This window comes from Clostridium thermosuccinogenes (assembly GCF_002896855.1).
Classification (GTDB): domain Bacteria; phylum Bacillota; class Clostridia; order Acetivibrionales; family DSM-5807; genus Pseudoclostridium; species Pseudoclostridium thermosuccinogenes.
This window is the reverse complement of the sequence record NZ_CP021850.1, coordinates 1,000,517-1,011,891: the sequence shown is the minus strand read 5'-3', so window position 1 is coordinate 1,011,891 and position 11,375 is coordinate 1,000,517. Positions and strand designations below refer to the sequence as shown.

The 11,375-nt window shown below is 42.8% G+C and carries 15 protein-coding genes; 4 read left to right on the top strand and 11 right to left on the bottom strand.

Annotation, left to right across the window (positions count from 1 at the left end):
* Positions 1–112: 112 nt before the first annotated feature.
* Complete coding sequence (locus CDO33_RS04495) at positions 113–895, bottom strand: ATP-binding protein (RefSeq protein WP_103079902.1); 783 nt, start codon at positions 893–895, stop codon at positions 113–115.
* 152 nt (positions 896–1,047) lie between these two features.
* A complete protein-coding gene (locus CDO33_RS20760) occupies positions 1,048–1,212 on the bottom strand; it encodes a hypothetical protein (RefSeq protein ID WP_161496686.1) in 165 nt (54 codons plus the stop codon).
* 45 nt (positions 1,213–1,257) lie between these two features.
* Between CDO33_RS20760 and CDO33_RS04485 the strand changes: the two genes are divergently transcribed.
* A complete protein-coding gene (locus CDO33_RS04485) occupies positions 1,258–1,464 on the top strand; it encodes an alpha/beta-type small acid-soluble spore protein (protein ID WP_103079904.1) in 207 nt (68 codons plus the stop codon).
* A 209-nt stretch (positions 1,465–1,673) separates the two neighbouring features.
* Here CDO33_RS04485 and CDO33_RS20755 read toward each other — a convergent pair whose 3' ends face one another.
* Entirely contained in the window at positions 1,674–1,835 is a 162-nt protein-coding gene (locus CDO33_RS20755; RefSeq protein ID WP_161496406.1) for a hypothetical protein, read from the bottom strand.
* A 297-nt stretch (positions 1,836–2,132) separates the two neighbouring features.
* On the opposite strand from CDO33_RS20755, the gene CDO33_RS04480 reads away from it, so the two are divergent.
* Positions 2,133–3,494 (top strand): TrkH family potassium uptake protein, encoded by a 1,362-nt coding sequence (locus CDO33_RS04480; protein ID WP_103079905.1) that lies wholly within the window; start codon positions 2,133–2,135, stop codon positions 3,492–3,494.
* An 81-nt stretch (positions 3,495–3,575) separates the two neighbouring features.
* Here the strand turns inward: CDO33_RS04480 and tyrS are convergent, their stop codons facing one another.
* The 3 genes from tyrS to CDO33_RS04465 all read right to left on the bottom strand — a co-directional run bounded on the left by tyrS (position 3,576) and on the right by CDO33_RS04465 (position 6,636).
* Positions 3,576–4,805 carry a tyrosine--tRNA ligase gene (gene tyrS / locus CDO33_RS04475; RefSeq protein ID WP_103079906.1) on the bottom strand — a complete coding sequence of 410 codons (1,230 nt, stop codon included), beginning with the start codon at positions 4,803–4,805 and terminating at the stop codon, positions 3,576–3,578.
* Positions 4,806–5,343: 538 nt separating this feature from the next.
* The gene (locus CDO33_RS04470) at positions 5,344–6,003 is read right to left on the bottom strand and encodes a potassium channel family protein (protein ID WP_103079907.1); all 660 of its coding nucleotides are present in this window, start codon (positions 6,001–6,003) and stop codon (positions 5,344–5,346) included.
* Positions 6,004–6,021: 18 nt separating this feature from the next.
* A complete protein-coding gene (locus tag CDO33_RS04465) occupies positions 6,022–6,636 on the bottom strand; it encodes a potassium channel family protein (RefSeq protein ID WP_103079908.1) in 615 nt (204 codons plus the stop codon).
* 181 nt (positions 6,637–6,817) lie between these two features.
* Between CDO33_RS04465 and CDO33_RS04460 the strand changes: the two genes are divergently transcribed.
* A complete protein-coding gene (locus tag CDO33_RS04460) occupies positions 6,818–7,492 on the top strand; it encodes a YetF domain-containing protein (RefSeq protein WP_103079909.1) in 675 nt (224 codons plus the stop codon).
* A gap of 1 nt (position 7,493) precedes the next feature.
* A complete protein-coding gene (locus CDO33_RS04455; RefSeq protein ID WP_161496407.1) occupies positions 7,494–7,883 on the top strand; it encodes a DUF4363 family protein in 390 nt (129 codons plus the stop codon).
* Between the two features lie 50 nt (positions 7,884–7,933).
* On the opposite strand, the gene CDO33_RS04450 is transcribed toward CDO33_RS04455, so the two are convergent.
* The 5 genes from CDO33_RS04450 to infC all read right to left on the bottom strand — a co-directional run bounded on the left by CDO33_RS04450 (position 7,934) and on the right by infC (position 11,254).
* Positions 7,934–8,944: a sodium:calcium antiporter gene (locus CDO33_RS04450; protein ID WP_103079911.1), complete on the bottom strand. Its 1,011-nt coding sequence runs from the start codon at positions 8,942–8,944 to the stop codon at positions 7,934–7,936.
* Between the two features lie 195 nt (positions 8,945–9,139).
* Entirely contained in the window at positions 9,140–9,946 is an 807-nt protein-coding gene (gene rlmB / locus CDO33_RS04445; protein ID WP_103079912.1) for a 23S rRNA (guanosine(2251)-2'-O)-methyltransferase RlmB, read from the bottom strand.
* Between the two features lie 61 nt (positions 9,947–10,007).
* Positions 10,008–10,361 (bottom strand): 50S ribosomal protein L20, encoded by a 354-nt coding sequence (rplT, locus tag CDO33_RS04440; RefSeq protein WP_103079913.1) that lies wholly within the window; start codon positions 10,359–10,361, stop codon positions 10,008–10,010.
* 18 nt (positions 10,362–10,379) lie between these two features.
* Positions 10,380–10,577 (bottom strand): 50S ribosomal protein L35, encoded by a 198-nt coding sequence (rpmI, locus tag CDO33_RS04435; RefSeq protein ID WP_103079914.1) that lies wholly within the window; start codon positions 10,575–10,577, stop codon positions 10,380–10,382.
* Between the two features lie 182 nt (positions 10,578–10,759).
* The gene (gene infC, locus CDO33_RS04430; RefSeq protein WP_242973392.1) at positions 10,760–11,254 is read right to left on the bottom strand and encodes a translation initiation factor IF-3; all 495 of its coding nucleotides are present in this window, start codon (positions 11,252–11,254) and stop codon (positions 10,760–10,762) included.
* Positions 11,255–11,375 lie beyond the last annotated feature (121 nt).

The following is an 11,375-nucleotide window of genomic DNA, read 5'->3' as shown; positions in this document are numbered from 1 at the left end:
GTTCACCACTGGGTATAGTATTGTGGTTTTAATGCAAAGCTGTATCAAAATAAATGCCTATGAAAAACGCCTGGAATAACCAGGCGTTTTTTTATCTTTGCTGCGTTTTGTTTTATCTCTGTTCGGCATCTCCGTTTATGCCTATCCTTACCTTTTTGACGGGTATTGTTTTGCCCGACTGCATTACCGCTATTTCAACCGCCCTGACAATTCCTGAGCAGCATGGCACTTCCATATGGGCTACGGTAACACTTTTTATGTTGTTGCTCATGAATATATCCGTCAGCTTATCAACATAATATTCGACATCGTCAAGCTTCGGGCACCCTACCACTACTGCCTTGCCCTTGAGCAAATCCAGATGGTAGTTTGGATATGCAAAGGGTACACAGTCAGCTGTAACCAGCAAATCTGCATCCTCAAAATACGGAGCATTCACGGGAACCAGGTTAAGCTGCACAGGCCATTGTCTGAGCTGGGACTTTATTCTAATTTCCACATCACCGCTATTTACCTTCACCCCAGGAGAATTGCTCTTTCTGCCCTCATCATCCCCCAGCATCATCATCCTGCTTCCCGGGCATCCGCCTCCGTGGTGGTGGAACTTAGCTGGAGAAGGCCTGTCATTTTTATGCAAATCATGGTCTTTCCTGTTCTTTGCCAAATGCTTTGCCACTTCCTCCTCATCGAAGTCATCAGCTTCTCTCTCTATAATATGGAGAGCATCCTGAGGGCAATGTCCCAGACATGCACCAAGGCCATCACAATATGAATCCTTGACAAGCCTTGCTTTGCCGTCAATTATCTGTATAGCGCCTTCTGCGCAATTCGGAACACATAAGCCACAACCATTGCATTTTTCCTCATCAATATGAATTATCTTTCTTACTGCCATAATAAAATCCTCCCTGTATGTTAACTACACCGCTTTCATCTTTCTTCTGTCTATATCATACCATCCGCCAAAAGTTATTGCTGTGATTTATATCATTTGCATATGTCAATCCGGTCACAAAGGAAAGAGATTTCACCGATACTTTATTGATTCTATTTGGAATTATCTAAAATAAAGGCTGTATAAGCTGTTTCATCAAAGCTTATATTATATTTGCATGCAATATTTACTGATGAAGCTCCCAATGTGACAACGAAATTATTGATCGAAAAATCCTGCACCAAAGCCAGCTTTTGCAGGCAAATCTTTCTACTCATAATACGGTATGATTTAGAAACAATAAATAACAAGGAGGTGATATCATGGCAAACAACAACAGCAAAACTGCATTCGAAAACATGAAATACGAAATAGCAAGAGAAGTTGGTGTTAACCTCAAACAGGGTTACAACGGAGATATATCAGCTAGGGAAGCAGGTAAGATAGGTGGAAACATCGTAAGAAAGGTATTCCAGGCTTACACTGGAAACAGCTACCCTACAGAACGTAGAGGAGATACCAGCAGGTAATATAAAACAATTATCAGGCTTTATCAGCTGGCAATGCCGATAACTAATACCGTATCATTGCAGCAATGGCAGTTATCGATGAAACTCACAGTTTGTCTAATGGAAACATTAATCAATGCTGTGCTTTTAAAAACGCAGCTTAAAGCCTGTATAATTGAACAAAAATAGAAGCGGTAGGAGATATTTCTCCTATCGCTTCTTCCGTTCTTTTATTTTTTTGAAAAACTACCGCAACCGCAGTTGTCATTAGATGAGCAATTCTTGTTACTAACAGTGCATTTTCCCTTGACCGCTTTTAGATCGGGAGAAATCTCCGATCCTGCTTCCATCCTGTCCAGTGGCTTAAATTTGCTGCAGTCTTTACATTGCATGCATCATACCTCCCTCAATAGAATGATCTACCACAATGATTTTTCTTATCCGCTATAATACCTATGTTTTGCTTAATCAACGATTATATTCATCTAATTTTATCGAAATATCACAAATCCTGAACTTGGCTGTCCAGCCATTTATCGCAAAATTCTGGTTTTATATTATATAATCCGCATCGCATCCATATAATATTTTTATGTTGCCGGCATTATAACAAGGTGTCAGGAAGTCTTTCGCCTCTATATCCCTATTGCATTTCAAATTCGATAACATTGGGCAAAGGCGGGTTTGCGATGGCAGAAATTCTATATAAAAGGAAGAACAACAAGATTGTGAGGTTTTCACCAACAAGCCTGATAGTTTCGAGCTTTGCGGCTTTAGTGCTCATAGGCTCTCTTTTGCTGTGGCTTCCTGTATCTTCCAGCGACGGACAGAGCGTCCGCTATGTTGATGCGCTTTTTACGGCAACTGCGGCATCCTGTGTAACCGGGCTTATAGTAGTAGATACCGGGACTCATTGGTCCCTGTTCGGACAGATAGTAATTTTATGCTTAATCCAGGCAGGGGGCCTTGGGATAGTAACTCTGACCACATTTCTTTACTCAATAATGGGAAAAAAATTAAGCCTGAAGGGAATGCTGCTGGCTCAGGAGTCATTGAACTATTTCACCTTTGAAGGTGTTACAAACATGGTTAAAAATGTGATACTGGCCGCCCTCGGAATAGAACTTGTCGGAGCTGTTCTGCTTTCTGTAAGTTTTGTGCCGGAATATGGCCCAAGGGGAATATACATGGGAATATTCCATTCCGTGTCTGCCTTTTGCAATGCGGGAATGGACATAATAGGCGGATATAAAAACCTCGTTGAATATAATGATAACCCCATGGTCCTGTATACAATTGCAATATTGATTTTTATAGGAGGATTGGGGTTCATAGTCTGGAAGGACCTGTATGATTTCAGGAAAACCAGGAACCTTTACCTGCACACCAAGGTGGTTCTGATGATGAGCGGTTTTTTAACAGCTTTCGGAGCCATATTTTTCTTCATATTTGAGCACGATAACCCGTTGACAATGGGCGCTCTGAGCCTGCCGGAAAAAATAAATGCGGCTCTATTCCATTCGATCTCCGCAAGGACGGCGGGATTCAACTCCCTGCCCCTTAATGGTATGAGGGATATAACAAAAGCTGCCACCATAATGCTTATGTTTATAGGTGCCGCTCCGGGTTCCACCGGCGGGGGCGTGAAGGTCACCACCATTAGCGTTTTATGGGCGGCGGTCATATCCCAGGTCAGAGGGCTGAGTAATACCGTCATTTTAAGGCGCAGGATATCCCAGAATATCGTAAACAAAGCTCTGACCATTGTCGTCCTTAGTATTGGTATAATAGTGATAGCTGCTGCTTTTCTCATGGTGCTGGAAGATGCCAGCTTTATAGATATCCTTTTCGAAGTCGTTTCCTGTTTTAGCACGGCAGGGATGTCCACAGGCATCACTCCAGTCTCCCACGACATTACCAAGGCATTGTTTATGCTCACAATGTTTTTTGGAAGGGTCGGACCCTTAAGCTTTGCAATAGCTTTAAGCATAAAGGCGAACAGGAAGGATGCCGATATGGTATATCCTGAAGGGAAAATCATGGTGGGATGATTGATTATTTGCTACAACAGGAGTGATATCAGTACAAAAACAACCAGGCAACTTATATGCCTGGTTGTTTTTTAATTTAAGTTATTTCACCACAACTCTGCAGAAGCTCTTTTTGCCCCTCTGCAGCAATATATGGCCATCCTCAAGATCAGCTTTTCCTACTACGGTATCAATGTCTGTCACTTTTTTGCCGTTTACACTCATTCCACCCTGCTGTATTGCTCTTCTTGCTTCGCTCTTGGAAGGGGTGAGCCCAGCAATAACTGCCAGATCAATCAGCTTTATACCCTGTTCTAAGTCTTTCTCGGAAACTTCCACCGACGGGATGCTGCTCATATCTCCAGCCCCGCCAAAAAGTGCTTCGGCTGCCTTTTGAGCTTTGATAGCCTCCTCTTCCCCATGCACAATCCTGGTTACCTCATAGGCCAGTACCTTCTTAGCTTCGTTTATTTCCGCATCCTTCAGTGAACCCAGCCTTCTCACCTCATCCATAGGAAGGAATGTCAGCAGAGCCAGGCATTTTTCCACATCGCTGTCCGGGACATTTCTCCAGTACTGGTAGAAATCATAGGGAGAAGTCTTGTTGGGATCGAGCCACAATGCGCCCTTTTCGGTTTTGCCCATCTTTTTGCCTTCCGAGTTGGTCAGAAGAGTGAAGGTCATTCCGTAGGCATCCTTACCTTCCACCCTTCTTATCAGCTCCACACCGCCAATAATGTTGGACCATTGATCGTCGCCTCCCAGCTCAAGCACACAGCCGTATTTCCTGTACAAAACCAGGAAGTCATAGCTCTGCATCAACATGTAGTTGAATTCAATAAAGGAAAGTCCTTTTCCCTCCAGCCTGCTCTTGAAGCACTCAGCGGTGAGCATTCTGTTTACTGAAAAGTGGACGCCTATCTCCCTTAAAAACTCTATATAGTTCAAATTAAGCAGCCAGTCGGCATTATCCACCATTATTGCCTTTCCGTCGCTGAAATCAATGAATTTTGAAATCTGTGCCTTAAATTTCTCGCTGTTTGCCTGGATTTCTTCCCTGGTCAGCATTTTTCTCATGTCGGTCTTGCCAGTGGGGTCGCCCACCATTGTCGTACCGCCGCCTATCAGCGCAATAGGCCTGTGTCCGGCTTTCTGCATATGGGCCATTACCATCAGCTGAAGGAAGTGTCCCACATGCAAGCTGTCGGCAGTAGCATCAAAACCGATGTAAAAGGTCACTTTTTCCTTGCCCAGGAGTTCCCTCACCGGCTCTTCGTGAGTTACCTGCTGTATAAAACCCCTTTCCTTTAGAACATCATAAACATTACCCATAACAATACACTCCTTATTTAAAATCAATTATTCCAAAAACTATATAGATACGCATGAAATATATATCGGCTCCGTCAATAATATCAAAGGCTGCTCATCTCTGATAAGCCAAAATATCAAGCTATACTTCAAAACGCATTTACCTATAAGGCCTTTTACCGACAAGCCCTATATTCCATGCTAATCAAAAAGCCGTTTCACCCCTATAAGGACGAAACGGCTCGTGGTACCACCTTACTTTACACTTTAAAAAAAAGTGCCTCAACAGGATATAACGGTCTTACCCGGTGCATCTTTTAATGCACTGCTCGAAATTGTAATTCACCACTTCATGTGCTGCAGGTTTTTCACCTACCAACCTGCTCTCTCATGAACATCATCCCGGCTGTCATGCCTCGTCGGAATTGTTCTTGTAACCATGAAGCGCTACTGTATTCTTCATCGCTATAAAATATTTGGTTTTCACATAGGCCTATTCTTCACATAAGTAAACTTATTAATAAATATAATGACTTTCACTTCAAAAGTCAATATCCATTTATACCCCCAAAAAGTAATCCTTCAAATCCTGCTGGGCCTCCTCGGAGGATACGGCAATTATCACATCCGAATCTCGAATTATAGTATGTTCGCCAGGTATGATGATACCATCATCCCTTATTATAGATATGACTATGCAGTCTTTCGGTATATTTATATCCTTTAGCCTCTTGTTGCACACAGGGCTTTTTCCGGTAATCTGGATTTCATTCAATACCACCTTGCCGTTTCTCAGCTTCATCAAGGTTTTCATTCCTACATAGTCCACTTCCTGTTCGATCAAGTCGGCTATTATCGATGTGCTGCTTACCGCAGTATCAACCCCCAGCCGTTCAAACACCTCTATATTTTTGGGATTATTCACCCGGGCAATCGTTCTTCTCACTTTGAAATTCCTTTTAGCCAGCTGGCATGCTATCAAATTGTCCTCATCCCTTCCGGTGACTGCTATGAATATATCAGCCCTATCCGTACCCACATCCTGCAAACCAGCAATATTGGTAGCATCACCCTTTATCACCGGTATATTCAACTCATTGGCCAGTTTTACGCATAAATCCTCATTCCGTTCAATCACACTCACCTTGTGTTTGAATGACAGTAGGGTCTTTGAGAGATAATACCCGATCTTCCCTCCACCGGCAATTATTATATGCATGCTTGAACTCCAACCTTTTTAATCTGTTTTTTCCGCCATGATGGCAATGTCGCCCCGGGCTATTTTTGTGCTCCCATTGGGAAACAGGAATTTTCCATCTCTTATGATCCCAAATAATAAAGTATTGCCCATTGTACCCGATTGGTTGATTTTTTTTATATCTCCTTCGCTTTCAATCCTATAGCTTCTGAAAGCAATCAAATCCTTTCCTATGGTATGGGTTGAAACTTCATTCTCCTTAAAAACCATTGAACAGATGAAGTCTACAGTAATATTTGTGGGGCATATGGTCTCCAAACCAAACTCTTGGAAAACTCCTTCCCTCTCAGGGCTGTAAATTCTGGCTATAACCTTCGGCACCCTGAAAATCTCCTTTGCCACCTGGCATACCATGATATTTGTGTTATCATCCGGTGTGACTGCCACCAGGGCATCAGCAGTTTCAATCCCGGCCTGTTTCAACACATCCTGGTCTATGGGCACACCTGTAACGGTCACACCGTCGAATTCCGGACCCAGCCGGTCAAAATATCTGCTGTCTTTGTCCACAATTACGACATCGTGCCCTTTTTCATACATAACCTTTGCAAGCCTTGCGCCAACCTTTCCACATCCGATGATAATAACCTGCATAATCTCTCCCTGCCGCAATTTAAAACCGTCCGAACATATTATGCCCAAAATCTGCAGTTGCTAATAAGCTCTGTTGAAATGAGTTTTGACAGGCCATCAGTGCTTGGAATAATACTCCGGGAATTTTGCAAAAATAAAATGAAACAATATTACTGTTCATATAGTAAGAAAGGATGATTATGTGCTGGTAGTCTTTGTAAGGACGCTAATTCTATATGCAGTAGTCATCGTGGTTATGAGATTGATGGGCAAGAGGCAAATTGGCGAGCTTCAGCCTTTTGAACTGGTGGTTGCCATATTGATTTCCGACCTCGCTGCCGTGCCTATGCAGAATACCGGAATTCCTCTAGTCAATGGAATAATACCAATTTTTACGCTTCTGATCGCACAGCTTGCGATGTCACTGATTTCACTAAAAAGCGTCAAAGCGAGAGGAATAATATGCGGAAAGCCCAGCATCCTCATAGAAAAGGGTAAAATCAACGAATCGGTTTTAAGAAGGGAAATGTATACCATAAATGACCTGTTGGAACAGCTGAGAAGCAAGGATATCTATAATATTGCCGATGTGGAGTATGCCATCCTGGAAACCAACGGTCAGCTGAGTGTACTGCCAAAAGCTCAGAAACGTCCGTTAACCCTTCAGGATATGAATATACCGGCACAATATGAAGGTTTGCCCCTGGTTTTAATCAACGATGGTTATGTAAGCAAAAAAGATCTGGATAAAGCAGGTGTGGACGAAAACTGGCTGAAATCCGAGTTGGCAAAACACGGAATCAGCGATGCCAGGGATGTACTTTTTGCCAGCCTGGATTCTTCCGGCAATCTGTTTTTACAACGAAAGGAGCGATAGAATGCATACTTTAAAAATCATCTCGTCAATTGCACTCATTGTTGCCGCCGTCTTCATTGCCGGCACTTGCGCACAGAACTCTCTCGCTTCAACATCGAAACACCTGGACAGCCAAATCTCTGCCATTGAAAAAAGCATGAAAGATGGCATGTGGGAGGATGCGTTAAATAAGCTGAAAGCTCTCACAGAGGATTGGGAAAAAGCCGAAACCAGCTGGTCCATGCTTCTTGACCATCAGGAAGTGGACAACATCGACTCCACTATAGCCAGGATGTCCCAGTACATCGAAAACCGCGATATTTCCCCCGCTCTGGCTGAAATAGAAACATTAAGGCTGTATATAAGGCATATACCTGAAAAGGAAGCTCTTACTCTTAAAAATATCTTATAACAGAGACGAAGGCATCTTGCTGCTTGCTATGGCACCCAAAGGGTTATACATCATCCTCCTAACCTTATAAACAGCAGGAAGCAGACAAACACCGCATAGAAAAAACCGCTGAAAATCAGCGGAGCAGGGCTGGTTTTCCTTTTTACAGCCATCCACAGGAAATTCATAGTTCCGGATAATATCGCCAGTAAAGCGTTTATGATCAATTTCATATCCAGCTGCCAGGGAGTGACAAATATGCCGATGGAAACAGGTATGCAGCTCTGGAACACCATAGCTCCGGTTATGTTGCCAATAGCCAGCGTATCTTTGCCTTTTCTTATCCATATGACGCTGTTGAACTTCTCCGGAAGCTCTGTTGCCACAGGGGTTATCACAAGGGATAGCACCAGAGGAGATATACCCAGATAATCCGATAAGGTCCGGATGTTATCTATAAACAGGTCGGCGCCAAAGACAATACCTGTGAGCGCCGCCAGCACCTGCAGCGAAATCACCAAAAGAGATGGCTTCAGATTCAAGTACTTCTGGAAATAAAGCTTTTCAAGCTTGCCGTGCTCATGTTTATCATTCTTTACCGTAAGAATTATGTAATAAAAATAACATGCGATAAGCAAAATACCAACAAGCTTTCTGACATATGCTATGCTGATAAACGATGCCAGCACTCCGAGGCTGTAGTTCACAATAAAAAAGCCCATGTCCCGCTTGAATATTTTACCGTTCACATTCATCGAAACTCCATATCTTCTCTTTTTGGCGAAGATGAGGACGCTCATCCCGGTGATGAAAAAGGCAAGGGTACAAAGCATGAAAGGCGCTCCTATTATCGCCCCGACCCCTATATCGGTGGACGGGGACATATCCTTTGAAAACAGAAGAGCCACAACAGGTATGGTAGTCTCAGGAAGACATGTTCCCACTGCGGAAAAAATGCTGCCTACAACCCCATCCCCTACTCTGAGCTTTTTTCCAAGCCATTCAATGCCGTTGGTAAATACCTCACAAAAGATTAATATGATGGCAAGGCTTAAAATCAAACCGACGATATCCAACCCCATATAAAACTCAACTCTTTCTTCAAATATTTCTGCAAATAAAATGCATCCATATTTATATATGATTGGATAAGCGGTATTAGTATTGGAAATGCACTTTTTTGGAAAATAGGGTTTGGAAGGCTCTGAATTCCCAAATGCGACAGAATTTCCTCTATTCTTTGAAACTATGTTAGTTTCGGTATGATGCAGAAGATATTACGAATCCCCCTTTAACCGGCTGCGCACAACCTCATACATAAGCAGGCCGGCAGCCACGGAAGCATTCAGGGACTCTGCCTTTCCGGACATAGGTATCTTAACCAGCATATCCGCCTGTTCTGCAACTTCCTCCCTGATTCCGTTGGCTTCATTGCCTATTATGACGGCAATATTCTTTTTCAAATCCACATCGAAATAGCTGGTCTTGCCCTTGAGATGGGCGGCATAAACCTTAAAACCTGCGGATTTTACAATGCCAATAGCTTTCATCAGGTCATCGGTATAGAGCGCTGGGACATGAAACACCGATCCCATGGTTGACCGGAGCACTTTCGGGTTATATAAATCAACAGAGCCTTTGGATAGGATAACCCCGTCGATTCCTGCCGCATCCGCCGTCCTTATTATGGTACCCAGATTGCCGGGGTCCTGCAGGGAATCCAAAATAAGAAGAAAACTGCTTCCGGATAATATATCCTCAAGGCTATAAGTCTTCCTTCTGATTACGGCAAGTATCCCCTGGGGGTTTTCCGTATCGGATATTTCCCTGAACAAGCGGTCGGACAGTATATAAGTTTCATATCCGGCTGATTTTATGCGGTTTAACAGCTCACCATTAGCAGGATTGGCATGGAACGCATCCGTAATCACAATTTTGCATATTCCAGCCTTTTCTTTAAGGGCCTCTTCCACAAACCTTGTGCCCTCAATAAAGAAAAGGCCTTTTTCATCTCTGTGCTTCCTGATTTTCAGCGATTTTACCTCTTTCACCACAGGGTTTTGGCTGCTGGTGATGATGTTCATAGATCCACTCCTTTTTCAGGCATAAATAAAGGACTCGTTAAGAGCCCCCATTTATTGATTATTAAAGCGCCTGCTTAGCTTTCTCAACCAGCTGTGCAAAAGCTTCCGCATCGTTTACGGCCATGTCGGCAAGCACTTTCCTGTTCAATGTTATATTGGCCTTTTTCAGTCCATTCATGAAGCGGCTGTATGAAAGTCCGTTAATCCTTGCTGCCGCATTTATCCTGGCAATCCAGAGTTTCCTGAAATCTCTCTTCTTAGCCCTTCTGTCCCTGTAAGCATATACCAGAGACTTCATAACTGCTTGATTTGCAGTCCTGAAAAGCTTGCTCTTAGCACCAAAATAACCTTTGGCCAGTTTTAATATCTTTTTATGTCTTGCACGGGTTCTAACCGCACCTTTTACTCTTGACATACAATGAATCCTCCTTTATTATGCATATGGAATAAGTTTCTTAACAGTAGCTTCATTAGCAGGTGATACATAAGCTGTAAGCCTGTGATGCTTTTTAGCCTTTCTATCCTTTGAAACCAGCCTATGACTTCTCCATGCATGGCTCATTTTTATCTTTCCAGATGCGGTTTTCCTAAATCTCTTTTTTGACGCGCTATGTGTCTTTAATTTTGGCATTTTACTCTCCTCCTACATATCCTGAATAAATGTGAACCTCCCACGACAAAACCGTAGGTTTCCTGCTTCATCAACCTCGCAACCTAGTATCTCCACAGGCGTTAATTCGGACAGTTCCTGCCCTACGTGTCCTTACCCATGCCCAAAGCCATGAGAACACGGGCTCTGTTCTTTCCAATATCTTATTGCTTAGGATTTAATATCATTATCATGCTTCTGCCTTCAAGCTTGGGCTTTTTCTCAACAGTACCCACATCTTTAAGCGATTCTGCAAACTTCTCCAGTACTTCTTCCCCCAATGAGGTATAGTTCATTTCTCTTCCTCTGAATCTAACGCTGACTTTGACCTTATCTCCATCTTTCAAGAACTTAGCTGCATTTTTTACCTTAAAACCGAAATCATGATCTTCTATGGAGGGAGAAATTCTTACCTCCTTGATGCTTATAACTTTTTGGTTTTTTCTGGCTTCCTTCTCTTTTTTCGCAAGCTCAAACATATACTTGCCATAATCCATTATTCTGCAAACAGGTGGTACTGCCTGCGGTGCAATCTTTACAAGATCAAGGTTCTTTGAGTTGGCCAGTTTCTGCGCCTCTTTGGACGACATAATACCCAACATGGTACCATCAACATCAATGAGTCGAATCTCCTTATCCCTTATTTCCTCATTAACCATTAATTCGTTTTTGCTAATAATAGAACACCTCCGCGTAAAATTTGGGCAAGAAGCTGGAAACTTCATGCAACACAAAAAAGTGAATTGAATAAATCAATCCACTTCTTAAGCAAAGTTATAA

Bases quoted from the DNA above. Each gene is read 5' to 3' on its own strand.
- CDO33_RS04495 (WP_103079902.1), bottom strand. From the start codon at position 895: ATGGCAGTAAGAAAGATAATTCATATTGATGAGGAAAAATGCAATGGT.
- CDO33_RS20760 (WP_161496686.1), bottom strand. From the start codon at position 1,212: ATGAGTAGAAAGATTTGCCTGCAAAAGCTGGCTTTGGTGCAGGATTTT.
- CDO33_RS04485 (WP_103079904.1), top strand. From the start codon at position 1,258: ATGGCAAACAACAACAGCAAAACTGCATTCGAAAACATGAAATACGAA.
- CDO33_RS20755 (WP_161496406.1), bottom strand. From the start codon at position 1,835: ATGCAATGTAAAGACTGCAGCAAATTTAAGCCACTGGACAGGATGGAA.
- CDO33_RS04480 (WP_103079905.1), top strand. From the start codon at position 2,133: ATGGCAGAAATTCTATATAAAAGGAAGAACAACAAGATTGTGAGGTTT.
- tyrS (WP_103079906.1), bottom strand. From the start codon at position 4,805: ATGGGTAATGTTTATGATGTTCTAAAGGAAAGGGGTTTTATACAGCAG.
- CDO33_RS04470 (WP_103079907.1), bottom strand. From the start codon at position 6,003: ATGCATATAATAATTGCCGGTGGAGGGAAGATCGGGTATTATCTCTCA.
- CDO33_RS04465 (WP_103079908.1), bottom strand. From the start codon at position 6,636: ATGCAGGTTATTATCATCGGATGTGGAAAGGTTGGCGCAAGGCTTGCA.
- CDO33_RS04455 (WP_161496407.1), top strand. From the start codon at position 7,494: ATGCATACTTTAAAAATCATCTCGTCAATTGCACTCATTGTTGCCGCC.
- CDO33_RS04450 (WP_103079911.1), bottom strand. From the start codon at position 8,944: ATGGGGTTGGATATCGTCGGTTTGATTTTAAGCCTTGCCATCATATTA.
- rlmB (WP_103079912.1), bottom strand. From the start codon at position 9,946: ATGAACATCATCACCAGCAGCCAAAACCCTGTGGTGAAAGAGGTAAAA.
- rplT (WP_103079913.1), bottom strand. From the start codon at position 10,361: ATGTCAAGAGTAAAAGGTGCGGTTAGAACCCGTGCAAGACATAAAAAG.
- rpmI (WP_103079914.1), bottom strand. From the start codon at position 10,577: ATGCCAAAATTAAAGACACATAGCGCGTCAAAAAAGAGATTTAGGAAA.
- infC (WP_242973392.1), bottom strand. From the start codon at position 11,254: ATGGTTAATGAGGAAATAAGGGATAAGGAGATTCGACTCATTGATGTT.